This window comes from Streptomyces sp. NPDC020958 (assembly GCF_055562175.1).
This window is the reverse complement of the sequence record NZ_JBVHFU010000010.1, coordinates 141,529-157,575: the sequence shown is the minus strand read 5'-3', so window position 1 is coordinate 157,575 and position 16,047 is coordinate 141,529. Positions and strand designations below refer to the sequence as shown.

The 16,047-nt window shown below is 73.4% G+C and carries 14 protein-coding genes; 7 read left to right on the top strand and 7 right to left on the bottom strand.

All coding sequences use genetic code 11. From position 1 onward, the window contains the following. Window positions 1-135: 135 nt before the first annotated feature. From ACZ3KP_RS26700 to ACZ3KP_RS26685, 4 genes are read right to left on the bottom strand one after another with little or no spacing between them, the layout of a single operon-like run. A complete protein-coding gene (locus tag ACZ3KP_RS26700) occupies window positions 136-1,185 on the bottom strand; it encodes an NAD(P)H-dependent flavin oxidoreductase (RefSeq protein WP_467502246.1) in 1,050 nt (349 codons plus the stop codon). Next, a complete protein-coding gene (locus ACZ3KP_RS26695) occupies window positions 1,185-1,913 on the bottom strand; it encodes a CoA-transferase subunit beta (protein WP_467502244.1) in 729 nt (242 codons plus the stop codon). Before ACZ3KP_RS26695 ends, ACZ3KP_RS26700 begins: the two co-directional genes overlap by 1 nt. Further along, window positions 1,910-2,761, bottom strand: a complete 852-nt coding sequence (locus ACZ3KP_RS26690) for a CoA transferase subunit A (RefSeq protein ID WP_467502242.1) — start codon at window positions 2,759-2,761, stop codon at window positions 1,910-1,912. The genes ACZ3KP_RS26695 and ACZ3KP_RS26690 overlap by 4 nt, the downstream gene beginning before the upstream one ends. Further along, entirely contained in the window at window positions 2,754-3,506 is a 753-nt protein-coding gene (locus tag ACZ3KP_RS26685) for an enoyl-CoA hydratase family protein (RefSeq protein ID WP_467502240.1), read from the bottom strand. The genes ACZ3KP_RS26690 and ACZ3KP_RS26685 overlap by 8 nt, the downstream gene beginning before the upstream one ends. A 101-nt stretch (window positions 3,507-3,607) precedes the next feature. Between ACZ3KP_RS26685 and ACZ3KP_RS26680 the strand changes: the two genes are divergently transcribed. Then, window positions 3,608-4,369: an SDR family oxidoreductase gene (locus ACZ3KP_RS26680; protein WP_467502239.1), complete on the top strand. Its 762-nt coding sequence runs from the start codon at window positions 3,608-3,610 to the stop codon at window positions 4,367-4,369. 1 nt (window position 4,370) lies between these two features. Further along, on the top strand, window positions 4,371-5,294 hold the full coding sequence (locus tag ACZ3KP_RS26675; RefSeq protein WP_467502238.1) for an SDR family oxidoreductase: 924 nt from the start codon (window positions 4,371-4,373) through the stop codon (window positions 5,292-5,294). A 30-nt stretch (window positions 5,295-5,324) separates the two neighbouring features. Here the strand turns inward: ACZ3KP_RS26675 and ACZ3KP_RS26670 are convergent, their stop codons facing one another. Continuing rightward, on the bottom strand, window positions 5,325-6,224 hold the full coding sequence (locus tag ACZ3KP_RS26670; protein ID WP_467502236.1) for a hypothetical protein: 900 nt from the start codon (window positions 6,222-6,224) through the stop codon (window positions 5,325-5,327). Between the two features lie 68 nt (window positions 6,225-6,292). Beyond that, entirely contained in the window at window positions 6,293-8,044 is a 1,752-nt protein-coding gene (locus tag ACZ3KP_RS26665) for a glycoside hydrolase family 35 protein (protein WP_467502234.1), read from the bottom strand. A 122-nt stretch (window positions 8,045-8,166) separates the two neighbouring features. Here ACZ3KP_RS26665 and ACZ3KP_RS26660 point away from each other — a divergent pair, with 122 nt between their 5' ends. The 3 genes from ACZ3KP_RS26660 (at window position 8,167) to pepN (ending at window position 12,041) form a co-directional block, all read left to right on the top strand. Continuing rightward, window positions 8,167-9,021: a helix-turn-helix domain-containing protein gene (locus ACZ3KP_RS26660; RefSeq protein WP_467502425.1), complete on the top strand. Its 855-nt coding sequence runs from the start codon at window positions 8,167-8,169 to the stop codon at window positions 9,019-9,021. Window positions 9,022-9,032: 11 nt separating this feature from the next. Next, entirely contained in the window at window positions 9,033-9,383 is a 351-nt protein-coding gene (locus ACZ3KP_RS26655) for a chorismate mutase (RefSeq protein WP_467502232.1), read from the top strand. A gap of 174 nt (window positions 9,384-9,557) precedes the next feature. Beyond that, window positions 9,558-12,041, top strand: coding sequence for an aminopeptidase N (pepN, locus tag ACZ3KP_RS26650; RefSeq protein WP_467502231.1), 2,484 nt, complete (start codon window positions 9,558-9,560; stop codon window positions 12,039-12,041). Window positions 12,042-12,504: 463 nt separating this feature from the next. On the opposite strand, the gene ACZ3KP_RS26645 is transcribed toward pepN, so the two are convergent. Beyond that, entirely contained in the window at window positions 12,505-13,053 is a 549-nt protein-coding gene (locus ACZ3KP_RS26645) for a GNAT family N-acetyltransferase (RefSeq protein ID WP_467502229.1), read from the bottom strand. 229 nt (window positions 13,054-13,282) lie between these two features. Between ACZ3KP_RS26645 and ACZ3KP_RS26640 the strand changes: the two genes are divergently transcribed. Both ACZ3KP_RS26640 and ACZ3KP_RS26635 read left to right on the top strand, forming a co-directional pair. After that, the gene (locus ACZ3KP_RS26640; protein ID WP_467502228.1) at window positions 13,283-14,641 is read left to right on the top strand and encodes a pyridoxal phosphate-dependent decarboxylase family protein; all 1,359 of its coding nucleotides are present in this window, start codon (window positions 13,283-13,285) and stop codon (window positions 14,639-14,641) included. Beyond that, window positions 14,638-16,044, top strand: a complete 1,407-nt coding sequence (locus ACZ3KP_RS26635) for a lysine N(6)-hydroxylase/L-ornithine N(5)-oxygenase family protein (RefSeq protein ID WP_467502226.1) — start codon at window positions 14,638-14,640, stop codon at window positions 16,042-16,044. Before ACZ3KP_RS26640 ends, ACZ3KP_RS26635 begins: the two co-directional genes overlap by 4 nt. Window positions 16,045-16,047: the final 3 nt, after the last annotated feature.

Here is a 16,047-nt window from a genome sequence, read left to right as displayed (position 1 = left end):
TCCGGCGCAGGCCGCCGAAGCCTGGGAGGCCCCCTGGGGCCGAGCGGTGCGAGGGGGTCGTCGGGGATGGTGCCGATGTGCGAGGGCGGCGGTCAGGCCAATGTGACGATCATCGAGCGGCTGTGACCGGCACGTTCATCGAGCGGCTGTGAGACGTGCCCTGACCTCCTCCGCCTCCTTCATGACCCGTGCCACCAGTTCCGCGCACGACGGCAGGTCGTCGATCACCCCGGCGACCTGCCCCGCCGCCATCACCCCGAGATCCGTACGCCCGTCCACCATCGCCGACCTGAGCAGCATGGGTGTGTTCGCCGCCAGCAGTACCTGACTCCACGACAACTCCTTGCCGTGCCGCAGCGCCAGGCCGTCCCGGACGAGGTGCCCCCAGGTGAGTCCGGACACTCTCCGGAACCCCGCCGCCCGCCGTATCGCGTGCAGCAGACGCCGGGCCCCGCCCGAACGCTCCAGCGCGGTGACCAGATCGGACCGCAGCATCCGGTGCGGCAACCCGTCGACCGCCCGGGTCACGGTGACGTCCTTGACCGTCGCCGCCAGGTACCTCGCCTTCACCGCGTCCGGCACCGTCGAGTCCGAGGTCAGCAGGAACCGCGTGCCCATCGCCACCCCCGCCGCGCCGTACGCCAGCGCCGCCACCAGCCCCCGGCCGTCGAAGAAACCCCCCGCCGCCACCACCGGTATCCGCACCGCGTCCACCACCTGGGGCAGCAGCACGCTCGTCGCCACCTCACCGGTGTGCCCGCCACCCTCGCCGCCCTGCACGATCACCGCGTCCGCGCCCCACGCCGCCACCTTCTCGGCGTGCCGCCGCGCCCCGACGGACGGGATCACCACCACGCCCGCCGCCTTCAGCTCGGTGATCAGCTCGGGGGAGGGGGCCAGCGCGAACGACGCCACCCGCACGCCCCCGTCGACGATCAGCCGCACCCGGTCACCCGCGTCGGCCGCGTCCGCCCGCAGGTTCACCCCGAACGGCGCGTCCGTACGGCACCGCACCTCCGCTATCGCGGCCCGCAGCTGGTCCAGGGTCATGGTGGCCGAGGCCAGGATGCCGAGGGCTCCGGCGTTGGCCGTGGCCGAGACCAGCCGGGGGCCCGCCACCCACCCCATCCCCGTCTGCACGATCGGATGCCGGATCCCGACCAGCCGGGTCAGCGCCGTCTCCATCAGCCGGCGACCTCCCTCGTCCGCGCGCCACCGGGATCCAGAACCTCGCGGATCAGCCGCAGCTCCTCCTCGTCCGGCTCACGGGTGAACGGCACCTCGTCCGGCACCACGAGAGCGAAGTCCGTCGCCTCCCGGACCTGGTCCACGCTCACCCCCGGATGCAGCGCAGCCAGCCGCATCGAGTGGTCCGGGGTCTCGAAGTCGAGGACGCCGAGGTCGGTGACGACCCTGGGGATCCGGTGGAAGCGTTCCGTGCCCGGGTGCCGGGCCACCCGGTCGTACCCCACCCCGCACACCATGTCGACCCGCTCCACGAACACCCGCCTGGAGTGCTTCGGCACCCAGTAACTCGTCGGGTTGTTCAGTGTGTTCAGCGACGCCCCGCGCACCCCGAGCAGCTGCCGCCGGGGCCGTGTCCAGTCGCCGACGCACGAGATGTTCTGGTTGCCGTACCGGTCGAGCTGGCTCGCGCCCATCATCACGTGCCGCCGCCCGCCGGCCACCAGCTCCAGATGCTGCCGGTAGGGCAGCCAGCCCTCGGGCGTCCCGTCCGGGCGGACGAGCGTCGCCTCGCCGTCGGTCAGCAGCAGGTCCGGTGCGAAGGTGAGCCGGGCCAGCCGTGCGCCCAGGGAGGGGATCAGACCCATCGGGCTCGCCAGGATCTCACCCGAGCCGCGCCAGGCCTCGGCGCAGGCGATCACGCAGTACTCGGAGCGGAGAACGTTCATCGGACCTGCTCCTCCCGCCAGTCGCGCACCGCCGACCGGTACGCCTGCTCGTCACCGGCCAGGAAGCGTGCCGAGAACTCCTCCCACGGGGTGCTCGCGTACAGCTTCTGGAAGTCCTCGTCCCGGCCGTGGTCCGGTGCGCAGGACGTGAAGTGCGCGCCCCCCGGGGCCTCCACCACCCCCGTCACGTCCAGCCGTTTCAGCAGCAGCGACTGCGGGGGCGCCGCCTTCGTCAGCTCCGCGGTGTCCACCAGCCGTTCGCAGGAGACGTAGGCGCGGTCCGCCGCCGCGCAGAACAGGTCGTCGAAGTACGGGTCCGGGCCCAGGTACTGCCCGTTGCCGAGCCGGTCGGCGCGGTTGACGTGGACCAGGGCCGCGTCCAGCCGGAGAGCGGGCATCGCCACGAACGTCTCCCCGTCGTCGTACGGCGAAGTGACGGTCCGCAGCTCCGGGTTGACCCGCATGACGTCCGAGCCGAGGCCGGCCCGCACCGGGAGGAACGGCAGCCGGTTCGCCGCCGCGCGCAGACCCCACAGGAACATGCCCTCGTCGACCTCGGTCAGTTCCAGGTCGCCGCGTTCGCGGGCCGCGCGGAAGTGCGGTTCCAGCGGGACGGAGTCGAGGGTGACGAAGGCCGTCACCAGCCTGCGCACCCGGCCGGCCGCGACCAGCATCCCCACGTCCGGACCGCCGTACGAGACCAGGGTCAGATTGTCGATTCCGCTCCGGAGCAACGCCCTGACCAGGGACATCGGCTTGCGGCGGGAACCCCAGCCGCCGATGCCGAGGGTCATGCCACTGGTCAGCCGGGCCACTACCTCGTCGGCGGTCATCGTCTTGTCAGTCACTTGCCGCACCCTCCTTCCCGAAGGTGTCACGGACCCGGCCGCCCACCCCGCTGAGGGCGGCCTCGAAGGTGAAGCCCTGTTCGAAGCGGTAGCTCCGCCGTACGTCGACCGGGTCGATGCCGTTGATGGCGGCCTTGGCGAGCCGCAGCAGCCGGCCGTCCTTCGCGGCGATCTCCCGTGCCAGCTCCAGCGCGGCGGACCCGAGTTCCTCGCGTGCCACGACCCGCCACACCGATCCGTGCGCGTGCAGCTCGGCCGCGGTCGCCGTGCGCGAGGTGTAGTACAGCGTCCGCATCAGGTGCGGCGGGACCAGCCGGGACAGCTGGGTGGCCGCGCCCAGGGCGCCCCGGTCCAGCTCGGGCAGGCCGAACACGGCGTCCTCGCTCGCCACGATCGCGTCCGCGTTGCCCACCAGGCCTATCCCGCCGCCCAGGCAGAAACCGTGCACCGCGGCCACCACCGGGGTCTCGCACTCGTACACTGCCGCGAAGGCCTCCGCGCAGCCCCGGTTGACGCCGATCAGCGCCTCGTTCCCCTCGGCCTGTATCTCCTTGATGTCCACGCCCGCGTTGAAGCCCCGGCCCTCGGCGGCCAGCACCACACAGCGCACCGCCGGGTCACGGCCGGCGGCGCGCACGGCGTCGGCCAGCTCGAACCAGCCGCGCACCGGCAGGGCGTTCACCGGCGGGAAGCCGACCGTGACGAGCGAGATTCCCTTTTCCGGGGACGAGGTGGAGACACCCATGGACGCATCAGCTACCTTCGCACTCAGCTGCCTTTCCACCAAACATTTGTTAGGTGTGAGGCTTCGAAGCTAGCAGCCGGTACCGACGAGCGGGAGGCCCTGTGGATAACTCGCCGAGCGGCAGGACCGTGGTCGTCACCGGCGGCACCAGGGGCGTGGGCGCCGGGATCGCCCGCGCCTTCGCCGAGGCCGGCGCCCGCGTCCTCGCCTGCGCCCGCCGGCCGCCCCGACACCCCCTGGACGGCGTGGAGTACGCCCCTCTCGACCTGCGGGACGCGCCCGCCGTCCGCGCCTTCTTCGACGCCCTGCCCCGGGTCGACGTGCTGGTCAACAACGCGGGCGGCACCCCCTACCGGCAGCTCGCCGACGCCGACGCCGAGCGGCACGCCCGGGTGATCGAGCTCAACCTCGTCGCCCCGCTGACCGCCTCGCTCGCCGCATACCAGCGGCTCAGACGGGCCCAGGGAGCGGTGGTGATGGTCGGCAGCGTCAGCGGCGCCCGGCCCTCGCCGGGCTCGGCCGCCTACGGCGCGGCCAAGGCGGGACTGGAGAACCTCGCCCGGTCCATGGCGGTGGAGTGGGCGCCGGAGGTCCGGGTCAACACCCTCGTCGTCGGCATGGTCCGCACCGAACTGGCCCACCTGCACTACGGCGGGCAGGAAGGCGTCGACGCCGTCTCCCGGACCGTCCCGCTCGGGCGCCTCGCCGCCCCGTCCGACGTCGGCGCCGCCGCCGTCTTCCTGGCCTCCGACGCGGCCGCCTACATCACCGGGGCCAGCCTGCTCGTGCACGGCGGCGGGGAGCGGCCGGCCTTCCTCGACGCCGCGACCGCCAACAAGGACCACCAAGTCAGGGAGGACTGAGATGAGCCAGATCTGCGCGGGCCGGGTCGTGATCGTCACCGGCGCCGGTCGCGGTCTCGGCCGGGCGCACGCGCTCGCCTTCGCCGCCGAGGGCGCCCGGGTCGTCGTCAACGACCTCGGCGTCGGCCTCGACGGCGTGCCCGGCCAGGCAGGCCCGGCCGACCAGGCAGGCCCCGCCGAGGCCGTCGTGGCCGAGATACGGGCGGCCGGCGGCGAGGCGGTGGCGCACGGCGGTGACATCGCGACCGACGCCGGCGCCGAGTCCCTGGTCGCGACGGCCCTGGACGCGTACGGCCGCCTGGACACCCTCGTCAACAACGCGGGGTTCCTGCGCGACCGGATGCTGGTCAGTCTCGCCGAGGACGACTGGGACGCGGTGATGAGGGTCCACCTCAAGGGCCACTTCCTGCCGCTGCGGCACGCCGCCGCGCACTGGCGGGCCGAGGCCAAGGCGGGGCGGACGCCGGTGGCGCGGATCGTCAACACCAGCAGTGGGGCCGGTCTGCTGGGCTCGGTCGGGCAGGGCAACTACAGCGCCGCGAAGGCCGGGATCGTGGGCCTCACCCTGGTCGCGGCGGCCGAACTGGCCCGCTACGGCGTACAGGTCAACGCCATCGCCCCGGCCGCCCGCACCCGGATGACCGAGCGTGTGTTCGCCGCCACCATGGCCGACCCCGGCGCGGGCTTCGACGCGATGGCCCCCGAGAACGTCTCCCCGCTCGTGGTCTGGCTGGGCTCCGCCGCGAGCGCCGGGGTCACCGGGCGGGTGTTCGAGACGGAGGGCGGCCGGATCACCGTGATGGAGGGGTGGCGGCCCGGCCCGACCGTCGACAAGGGGGCCCGGTGGACACCGGCCGAGGCGGGGGAGACGGCACTGAAGCTGCTGGCGGAGGCGGCACCGCCGGGAGCGGTGTACGGGACGTGACAGACCGGGGGCTGCGGCCGGGGGCGCGGCCTACGTGTCGCACTCCAGCACCGTCCGGCACAGCGAGCAGCGTGCCCTGAGCCGGCCCCGGACCGGCACCCGGATCCGCTGGTGGCAGGTCGGGCACGGGAACGAGACCCGCAGCCGCCCGCTGCCGTCGGGGGTGAAGGCGTAGGGGGCGCCGGTCTGCTGGGCGAGGGCGGCGGGCGCGGCGGGGGCGTGGCGGCGGTCGCGCGCATAGCGGCGGCGACCCGCCCAGCCCGCCGCGGTCAGCGGCGGCTGCTCCTCGTCCTCGCGGGCCCGCGCCATCCCCTTCCGGTACGCCGTGTAGGCCTGCGGGCTGGTGAACCACACCGACGGGTCCTCGTGGAAGACCAGGGCCCGCTTGGCGAGGACGTAGCCGAACTCCTCCGGGGTGAGGTAGCCGAGCTTCTGGGACGCCTCCCCGTGCTCCCGGTACGCGTCGAGCAGCAGCCAGCCCGCGCCGAGGTACGTGGCCGCGGTGTCCGTGAGGATCTCGTTCTCCCCGGTGCTCGGGAAGGACAGGTCCAGACGGTGCAGGTAGACGTGCGTCACCTCGTGGGCGAGGGCCGCGCCGATGTCCCCGCGGTGGCTGCGGAAACGGTCGTTCAGCTCGACGAAGTACTCGGGGCCCGCGGTCAGTTCGACGTTCGCCGCGTGCGTCATGTCCCTGAAACCGACGATCATGCGGGCGTCGGGGAGGCGGAAGTGCCGGACGATCTCGTGGGCGACGCGCTGGGCGCCGAGGTGGAGGTCGTCGGTGTCGCAGAACGCGACGTCGGCGGGGGCGACGCTGGTGGCGAAGGTCTGCACGGTGTCGTACGACAGACGCCGGTACAACGCCGTGATGGCGGCCCGCACGGTGTCCAGGTGCGGGTAGCCGTGTTCCACCGGGCCGCCGTTCGCCACGTCCCTACCCCCACAGAGGCTGCCGGAGCTTCCTTCACAGTATGCGGGGGACAGGGAGGATCGGGCCCCTAAACGGACGCCAGCCGCACCGTTGCCCGGTTCGTCTCCTGGAGCTCCAGGATCCAGATCTCGTTCTCGCCCTCCTTCAGGACCGGACCGGGGACGTACAGCGACTCCTGCGGTCCCGCCGACCAGTAGCGGCCCAGGTTGAAACCGTTGATCCAGACGAAGCCGCGGGTCCAGCCGGGGAGTTCCACGCGCGCGTCCCCGACGCCGGGCACCGTGACCGTGCCCCGGTACAGACCCGGGGCGCCGTCCTCCGGAAGGACACCGAACGGCACCGCGTCCACACCGTCCTCGAAGGCGTCGAGATCCAGGCCGCGCGCGCGTACCCCGTGCAGGAACTGGCGTTCGTGCAGGAGGCCACCGGTGATGCCCTTCGTCTCGCCCGAGCGGGGGCCGTAGTTGACCCGGCCCAGGGACTCCACCCACAGCTCCACGCGCGCGGGGCCCGCGATCGGCTCCTTGAGCTGGGGCTCCTCCTCGGTGAGGACCCCGGACCGCGCCCCGTCGACGTACACCACCGCCAGGTCGCGCAGGCCCCGCGCGGTCAGCGGGTACGGCTGACGCGGACCGGGGACGTCCGCCACGTAGCGGACCAGGCCACGGGCGATGCCCAGATCCTCGAAGGCCGGCGGGACGGCGTGGACGCGCTCCGGGGTGCCCAGGGTCTCCAGCACGGCGGCCAGGGGAGCCCAGCCGGTCACCTCGGCGTCCGCCGCCGCGCCCAGCACGGCCGGTGCGGGCGGCAGCTGCGGCAGCGGGCCGTCGTGGTGGGCGGCGAGCACCTCGCGCAAGCGCCAGAACTTCTCCGTGGGGCGCCCGTACTCGTCGATCGGCGCGTCGTAGTCGTACGACGTCACGTCCGCCTCCAGCGGCCCCTCGTGCAGGTCGCCGCCGGGCCGGTTGGCGCCCGCCCAGCCGGCGAAGTTGGTGCCGCCGTGCGCCATGTAGACGTTGACCGACGCGCCGCAGTCCAGGATCTCCCGCAGCGCGTCCGCCGCGTCACCTGCGTCCCGTACGACGTGCTCGCCGCCCCAGTGGTCGAACCAGCCGCACCAGAACTCCATGCACATCAGCGGACCGGCGGGCTGGTGGCGGCGCAGCGTCTCGAAGGCCGCGCGCGCGTGGGAGCCGAAGTTCACCGTCGCGAGCAGCCCGGGCACCGAACCGCCGGTGAGCATGTGGTCCTCGGGGCCGTCCGAGGTGACCAGCGGCACCGTGACGCCCTTCGCGCGCAGCAGGTCGGTCAGATGGGCCAGGTAGGCGGCGTCGGAGCCGTAGCTGCCGTACTCGTTCTCCACCTGCACCATGATCACCGGGCCGCCGCGGTCCAGCTGCCGGGGGACGACCTCGGGCAGCAGCCGGCCGAACCAGCTGTCCACGTACTGGAGGAAACGCTCGTCACGCGTGCGCGCGCGTGCGCCCAGCTCGCCCGTCACCCAGTGCGGCAGACCGCCGTTCTCCCACTCCGCGCAGATGTAAGGACCCGGCCGCACGATCGCCCACAGGCCCGCCTCCCGCGCCGCGTCCAGGAAACGGCCGAGTGCCCCGACGTCCCGGAAGTCACCCGGACGCGGCTCGTGCAGGTTCCACGGCACGTACGTCTCCACGCAGTTCAGTCCCATGGCACGCAGCAGCGCCAGCCGGTGGCGCCACTGCTCCTCGTGCACCCGGAAGTAGTGCAGCGCGCCGGACAGCAGCCGTACCGGCCGCCCGTCCAGCAGGAAATCGGTTTCGCCCACCGTGAAGTCACTCATGGGTTCACTCTGGCCTGCTGGCGGGCGCCCGGACCATGGACAAAGATCGGCAGCACTTGGACGAAAGAGCCGACAGCGAGGAGCGCGCAGTGCCGGGCGGACCGCCGACCTTCCACACCTGGATGCGGTTCTTCACACCCGGCGCCGTACACCGCCGGCTCGGTCTGGTCTGCTGGGGCGTAGGCCTCCAGTACGGGGCGGTGCCCGCCGTGGGACCGCGCCTGCTGGAGCACCACGTCGCCGTGGTGATCAGCTCGGGCCGGGGCTGGTACCGCACGCCCGACGGTCGCGGCACCGCCGTCGTCGCGCCCGCGCTGGTGTGGCTCACGCCCGGTGTCCCGCACCACTACGGACCCGACCCGGACACCGGCTGGGACGAGGCCTTCGTGACCTTCACCGGCCCCGACACCGCGACCTACACGGAACTCGGCTACATCGAGCCCGAGCGGCCCGTGGTGCCCCTCGCGGACGCCGCCGGGCCCCGGGACGTCATCACCCGCATCGCCCGCGCCGCCCGCCAGGGCAACCCCCTCCTGGAGGTCGAGACCGGCGCCGCCGTGCACGAGCTCCTCGTCGCCCTGCGTCGCGCGCGCGCCGACCTCGCCCCCGACGGCGACCCGGTGCTGCACGCGCTCGCCCGGGACGCCTGCACCGGCATGACCGTCGCCGACCACGCGGCCCGGCACGGCATGACCCCCGCCGAGCTGCGCACCGCCGTCCGCCGGGTCGCCGGCTGCAGCCCCAAGGACTACCTGATCGGCATCCGGCTCGGCCGGGCCCAGGAACTCCTCGCGACCACCGCACTGTCCGTCGCCGCCGTCGCCCGCCGCGTCGGCTACGACGACCCGGCCTACTTCTCCCGGCTGTTCACCCGCCGCGTCGGCACCGCCCCCGTGCGCTTCCGCGCCCAGCAGAGCCGGGCCGTGCCCGAGGACCGGACCGACGCCCTAGGGGATCACCCGGCCGACCCCCCTTAGGGTTGACGTCCATGACCACCAGCAACACCGGTACCGGTGACGTCGACCCCGCCGTCCGCGCGGAGCTCGGCCGGCTGCGCGACAGCATCGACAACATCGACGCGGCCGTCGTCCACATGCTCGCAGAGCGTTTCAAGGCCACCCAGCAGGTCGGGCACCTGAAGGCGGTCCACCGGCTGCCCCCGGCCGACCCGGCCCGCGAGGCCCGGCAGATCGCCCGGCTGCGCGCCCTCGCCGAGAACGCGAAACTCGACCCGGCCTTCGCGGAGAAGTTCCTCAACTTCATCATCGCCGAAGTGATCAGACACCACGAGTCCATCGCCGAGTACACCGTCAACAGCCGGACAGGCGACACACCCTGACCACGGGACGCGGGGGTGTGCCCGAGGACCGCACGGCCCGTCCACACCCGCCGCCACCCCCGCACACCGCCCACCAGCGCCGTCGTACGGCACCATCCGGCCCCGGGACGGACATAAGCCGCACACCGCCCCCGCCCCTGTGCGTCGCCGGTGTCATCGGGCAGCATGGCCCGCATGTCCGTACTGACTCGCGACGAAGCGCAGAGCCGCGCCGAGCTCCTCGACGTCCACCGCTACACGATCGACCTCGACCTGACCACCGGGGACGAGACCTTCGACTCCCGCACCGTGATCCGGTTCACGGCCCGATCCGACGGCGACACCTTCGTCGAGATGAAGCCCGCCGAACTGCGCGCCGTCACCCTCGACGGACACTCCCTCGACCCCGACATGCTGGACCGGGACCGGCTGCCGCTGAGGAACCTCACCGCGGGCGAGCACGAGCTGCGCGTCGAGGCCACCATGCGCTACTCGCGCACCGGCGAGGGCATGCACCGCTTCACCGACCCCGCGGACGACCTGACGTACGTCTACACGCAGGTGTTCATGGACGACGTGCAGCGGGTCTTCGCCGCCTTCGACCAGCCCGACCTGAAGGCCGTCTTCGAGCTGTCCGTGACCGCGCCCGAAGGCTGGACCGTCCTCGCCAACGGGGTCACCGAGGACCTCGGCGAGGGCCGCTGGCGGGCCGCCGCCACCCCGCTGATCTCCACCTACCTGGTCGCCGTCGCCGCCGGCCCCTGGCACTCGGTGCGCACCGAGCACCGCGGACTGCCCTTCGGCATCCACTGCCGCCGCTCCCTCGCACCGCACCTCGACGCCGACGCCGACGAGATCCTCGACATCACGCGCGCGTGCTACGACCGCTACCACGAGAAGTTCGAGGAGCCGTACCCCTTCGACTCCTACGACCAGGCGTTCGTCCCCGAGTTCAACGCCGGCGCCATGGAGAACCCGGGCCTGGTCACCTTCCGCGACGAGTTCGTCTACCGCTCCGCCGTCACCGACACCGAACGGCAGACCCGCGCGATGGTCGTCGCCCACGAGATGGCCCACATGTGGTTCGGCGACCTCGTCACCCTCAGGTGGTGGGACGACATCTGGCTGAACGAGTCCTTCGCCGAGTACATGGGCTACCAGACCCTCACCGAGGCCACCCGCTTCACCGACACCTGGGTCGACTTCGGCGTCGCCCGCAAGGCCTGGGGCTACGACGCCGACCAGCGCCCCTCCACCCACCCCGTCGCCCCCGAGGCCGTCGACGACACCGCCGCCGCGCTGCTCAACTTCGACGGCATCTCCTACGCCAAGGGCGCCTCCGCACTGCGCCAACTGGTCGCCTGGATGGGCGAGAAGGACTTCCTCGCCGGCATCAACATCCACTTCCGGCGGCACCGGTTCGGCAACGCCACCCTCGCCGACTTCATCGACTCCCTGGCCGCCGCCACCGACCGCGACGTGCACGCCTGGGCCGACGCCTGGCTGCGCACCACCGGCGTCGACACCCTCACCCCGGTCCTCGCCACCGCCGCCGACGGCACCCGCACCCTCACCGTCGAGCGCACCGGCAGCCGCCCGCACCGCGTCTGCGTCGGCGTCTACGACCAGGACCTCGCCGACGACGGCCGGCTCACCCTGCGCGAGCGCATCGACCTCGACATCCCGGGGACCGCGCCGCAGCCCCTCGGCAAGCGTCCCGCGCTGCTCCTGCTCAACGACGGCGACCTGACCTACGCCAAGGTCCGCTTCGACGCCGCCTCCGCCGCCACGGTCCGCGCCCACCTGTCGGGCCTGCCCGACCCGCTCTCCCGCGCGGTGGTGTGGAACGCCCTGCGGGACGCCGTCCGCGACGGCGAACTGCCGCCCGCCGTCTACCTGGAGACCGCCCGCACACACCTCCCGCACGAGACCGACCTCGCCCTCGTCCAGGGCGTGCTGGCGTTCGCCGCCGTCCACGTCGTCGACCGTTACCTCACGCCCGAGGAACGCCCGGCCGCTCTCGCGACCCTGTCCGCCCTGTGCCGGGACCTCATCCGGCGCACCGAGGACGGCGACAACCCCGGTCTGCGCCTGATCGCCGTACGGCACTTCATCCGCGCCGCCGCCCAGCCCGACACCATCGCCGCCTGGCTCGCCGAGGGCACCGTGCCCGGTGGCCCCGAACTCGACCCCGAGCTGCGCTGGCGCATCATGGGCCGGCTCGCCGTCCTCGGCGCCGTCGACGAGGCCCGGATCGCCGCCGAGCTGGCCCGCGACCCCAGCGCCAGCGGCCAGGAGGGCGCCGCCCGCTGCCGGGCCGCGCTGCCCGACCCGGAGGCCAAGCGCGCCGCCTGGGAGGCCATGTTCAGCGGCGACGACCTGTCCAACTACCTGTTCTCGGCCACCGCCCAGGGCTTCTGGCACCCCGAACAGGCCGACCTGGTCCGGGAGTACGTGCCGCGCTACTACCAGGACGCGGTCGCCGTCGCCGCCCGGCGCGGGCCCGCCATCGCCGGCGTCGTCGGCCGCGAGGCCTTCCCCGCGCACGCCGTCGACTCCGGGAACCTCGCCCTCGGCCAGGACTGCCTGCGCGACGCCGACCCGGTCACCGCCCTGCGCCGCCGCCTGACCGACGAACTGGACGACCTGCAAAGAGCCCTGCGGATCCGCGGCGCGTAGGCCACCGGGGCGACCGGTACGCAGCCCCGGCCCAGAGACTCCCCGGCGAACACGACACCGGCCCCGGGACGCCGTGGCCTCACTCTGGGCCTGGGACGCCGTGGCCGTGGCCGGGCTCACTCTGGGCCTGGGACGCTGTGGCCGTGGCCGGGCTCACTCTGGGCCTGGGACGCTGTGGCCGTGGCCGGGCTCACTCTGGGCCTGGGACGCCGTGGCCGTGGCCGGGCTCACACCGGCCCCGGGCCGCTGTGGCCGCAGTCGGGCTCGTACCGGGTCCGGGACACGGTCGTCCTGCCGGGGGTCGGCCAGCCCGTGGCTGGTGGTGTGCCGCGGTCGTCCTGCCCGTACTTGGTTCGGGGCGGGTGGGTGCCGCGGTTGTTCCGGCGGGGGTGGCCTCTGGCTCGGGGTGTGCCGCGGTCGTCCTGCCGGGGGCGGCCCGTGGGTCGTCGTGTGCCGTGGCCCCTCAGGCCCCGGCCGGCCGTAGCTCCGCCCGGCGTACGCCGCCCTCGCGGGGGCCCGCGCGGCGGTTGCCCACCTCGGCCGTGCCGGGCGTCTCGGCGCCCAGCGTGAAGCCGAGACGCTCCAGGAACCGCTCCCCGGCGCGCCAGCCCGGCGGCACCGTCGCCGTCACCAGGACCACCCCCTCGGCACGCGCGAGCAACGACTCGGCCAGCGCCCGCCCGAGACCCCGGCCCCGCGCCCACGGCGCCAGCAGGAACAGGCCCACCGCCACCGCGCCGGGCGCCGGATGGTTCCGCACCGCGTCCACCAGGCCCGAGACGACCCCGTCCCGCTCCAGCACCAGCAGCACCTTGTCGTCGGGGTCGGCCCCCTCCGGCAGCCCGTAGAACAGGCTCTGCACGTCACCCGGCCCCGACGGCAGCCCCGTCGCCGCCACGAACCAGTCCTCGCAGGCCTCGAAGAGGTCCAGCAGCGGCGCCTCGTCCGAGGGCAGCGGCTCCCGCACCAGCACCCGCTCACCGGGCACGTCGATCATCCACGCGTCAACCATCCGACCGACGTTAACCCCGCTCAGCCCTCGCCCTCAACGCCCCTGCCCCGCTTGGTCCGGCGCCCGGCACAGCACCCCCGGCCGACCGTCCCGACAGGTTTTCCCCGCACGGCAGTACCCACTTTCGGGTTTCGATCGTTGAGCTTTATGGGCGCGCAGACCCAATCCCGTACAAGCTGGAACTCCCCCCGCGGACCACCCCCTTCGGCCAGCGACCCGAGGAGAGCCCATGGGCATGCCGCCCCTCGCATCAGGACCACACGACCCCGACGCGTTGCGGCCCCTGCTGGACACCGTGCTCGGCGCCCTGCGCGAGGGCGGCCGGGCACGCGGTGGGCCACTGCCCGCGGGCGGCCCGGAAGCGGTCGCCGAACGCGTCGCGGGCGCCGTGGGCGACGTCCTCCCCGACGACGGTGATCCCGACGCCCTGCGCACCCTGGTGACCGCCCTCGCCGAAGGCGCCGCCGACCCCGCCGACCCGCTGTGCGCGGCACACCTGCACTGCCCGCCGCTCGCCGTCGCCACCGCCGCCGACCTCGCCGTCAGCGCCCTCAACCCCTCCCTCGACTCCTGGGACCAGGCCCCGGCCGCCGCCGCCCTGGAAGCCATGGTCACCCGTACCCTCGCCCACACCATCGGCCTCGCCGACGCCGTGGTCACCAGCGGGGGTACCGAGTCCAACCAACTCGCCCTCCTCCTCGCCCGCGAGGCCCGCGGCAGCGGTGTCCGGCTGGTCCTCGGAGCCAACGCCCACCACTCGCTGCCCCGCGCCGCCTGGCTGCTCGGCCTGCCCGACCCGGTCGTCATCCCCACCCCGAACGGCACCCTCGACCCGGCCGCTCTCCACGACGCCCTCACCCACCTGCCCCGGCCCTGCCTCGTCGCCGCCACCGCCGGCACCACCGACGCCGGTCTCATCGACCCGCTCCCCGAGATCGCCGGCCTCTGCGCCGCCCACGGCGCCCGGCTCCACATCGACGCGGCCTACGGCGGCGGCCTCGTCTTCAGCGACCGGCACCGGGACAAGCTGGCCGGCCTGGAGCGGGCCCACACCGTCACCCTCGACCTGCACAAACTCGGCTGGCAGCCGGTCGCCGCCGGCCTCCTCGCCGTCGCCCGCCCCACCGAGTTCGGCGTCCTGCACCACCGCGCCGACTACCTCAACGCCGACGACGACACCGAGTCCGGCTACCCGGACCTGCTCGGCCGGTCGCTGCGCACCACCCGCCGCCCCGACGTCCTCAAGATCGCGGTCACCCTCAGGACCCTGGGCCGCTCAGGACTCGGCGCCCTCGTCGACCAGGTGTGCGCACGCGCCCGCGAGTTCGCGTCCCTGGTCCGCGAACACCCCGGATTCGAGCTCTACGACCGGCCGGACATCAGCACCGTGCTGTTCCGCCCCACCGGAGCCACCGACGAGGCCGTCGCCGGCATACGGCGCAGCCTCCTGCACGACGGCCGGGCCGTCCTCGGCCGGGCCCGGCTCGACGGCCGGCTCTGGCTCAAGGCCACCCTCCTCAACCCCCACACCCGGCCGGACGACCTGGCCCTCCTCCTGAAACTCGTGGAAGGAACGACCCCCAGATGACCCACCCCCCACACCACGAGCCCGAAGCACCCCGCGACCTGGTCGGCATCGGCATCGGACCGTTCAACCTCTCCCTCGCCGCGCTCGCCCACCCGCTCGCCGAACTCGACACCGTCTTCTACGAACAGCGCCCCGGCTTCGACTGGCACCCCGGACTGCTGATCGACGGCGCCACCATCCAGGTGCCCTTCCTCGCCGACCTCGTGACCCTCGCCGACCCCACCAGCCCCTGGTCGTTCCTCAACTACCTCAAGGACCGCGAGCGGCTCTTCCCGTTCTACTTCGCCGAGCGCTTCCACGTCCGGCGCGCCGAGTACGACGCCTACTGCCGCTGGGTCGCCGAAAGCCTGCCGGGACTGCGCTTCTCCCACCAGGTGGACGCCGTCCGCTGGAACTCCGAACGCGACCTGTTCGAGGTCGACTACACCCAGCTCGACGCCGACGGGGAGGCCGAGGCCCTCGGCCGTACCTACACGAAGAACGTCGTGCTCGGCGTCGGCACCGTGCCCTACGTGCCCGACCCGCTCAAGCCGCTGGTGGAGTCACCGGGCGTACCCGTCGTCCACGCGGCCGACTACCTCGACCACCGCGAGGCCTTCCTCGCGGCCGAGCACGTCACCGTCGTCGGCTCCGGCCAGTCCGGCGCCGAGGTCTTCCTCGACCTGCTGCGGAACCGGCCGGCCGGCCGCGAGAAGCTGCACTGGATCGGCCGCAGCGAGGCGTTCGCGCCCATGGAGTACTCCAAGCTCGGACTGGAGCACTTCACCCCCGACTACACCCGCTACTTCCACGCTCTCGGCGAACCCGTCCGGGACCGGCTCGTGGCCTCCCAGTGGCAGCTCCACAAGGGCATCGACGCCGACACCATGGCCGCCATCCACGACGAGCTCTACCGCCGCACCCTGCACGGCGGCTGGCCCGACGCCGTCCTCACCCCCGGAGTCCAGGTCCGTACGGCCGGACGCATCGCCACCACCAAGGTCGAACTCCACCTCGAACACGTCCAGCAGGGCGGCCGCTCCCGGCTCACCACCGACGCCGTGGTCCTCGCCACCGGCTACCGTGAGCGCCCCCTCGGCCGCCTGCTCGCCGGACTCGACCCCTATCTGCGCCGTGACAGCAGCGAACGCCCGCGCGTGGACGAGCGGTTCCGGATGGTTCTCGACCCCGTGGTGACCGGAGCGGCGTACGTCCAGAACGCCGAACTGCACACCCACGGCGTCGGCGCCCCCGACCTGGGCCTCGCCGCCTGGCGCAGTGCCACCATCCTCAACTCCCTGACCGGCAAGGACCCCTACCCGCTGCCCGCGCGCACGGCCTTCACCAGCTTCGGCCTGGAGGGGCCGGAGGACAGGGTTCCGGCCCAGCAGCAGCCCAGGCAGCTCACCCCGCTCGTCGACTGAGAC

What these genes read in the sequence shown, in the direction of transcription:
- ACZ3KP_RS26665 (WP_467502234.1), bottom strand. Translation starts at nt 8,044, where the DNA reads ATGAGTGACTTCACGGTGGGCGAAACCGATTTCCTGCTGGACGGGCGG.
- ACZ3KP_RS26635 (WP_467502226.1), top strand. Translation starts at nt 14,638, where the DNA reads ATGACCCACCCCCCACACCACGAGCCCGAAGCACCCCGCGACCTGGTC.
- ACZ3KP_RS26700 (WP_467502246.1), bottom strand. Translation starts at nt 1,185, where the DNA reads ATGGAGACGGCGCTGACCCGGCTGGTCGGGATCCGGCATCCGATCGTG.
- ACZ3KP_RS26675 (WP_467502238.1), top strand. Translation starts at nt 4,371, where the DNA reads ATGAGCCAGATCTGCGCGGGCCGGGTCGTGATCGTCACCGGCGCCGGT.
- ACZ3KP_RS26695 (WP_467502244.1), bottom strand. Translation starts at nt 1,913, where the DNA reads ATGAACGTTCTCCGCTCCGAGTACTGCGTGATCGCCTGCGCCGAGGCC.
- ACZ3KP_RS26655 (WP_467502232.1), top strand. Translation starts at nt 9,033, where the DNA reads ATGACCACCAGCAACACCGGTACCGGTGACGTCGACCCCGCCGTCCGC.
- ACZ3KP_RS26645 (WP_467502229.1), bottom strand. Translation starts at nt 13,053, where the DNA reads ATGGTTGACGCGTGGATGATCGACGTGCCCGGTGAGCGGGTGCTGGTG.
- pepN (WP_467502231.1), top strand. Translation starts at nt 9,558, where the DNA reads ATGTCCGTACTGACTCGCGACGAAGCGCAGAGCCGCGCCGAGCTCCTC.
- ACZ3KP_RS26685 (WP_467502240.1), bottom strand. Translation starts at nt 3,506, where the DNA reads ATGGGTGTCTCCACCTCGTCCCCGGAAAAGGGAATCTCGCTCGTCACG.
- ACZ3KP_RS26640 (WP_467502228.1), top strand. Translation starts at nt 13,283, where the DNA reads ATGGGCATGCCGCCCCTCGCATCAGGACCACACGACCCCGACGCGTTG.
- ACZ3KP_RS26660 (WP_467502425.1), top strand. Translation starts at nt 8,167, where the DNA reads ATGCGGTTCTTCACACCCGGCGCCGTACACCGCCGGCTCGGTCTGGTC.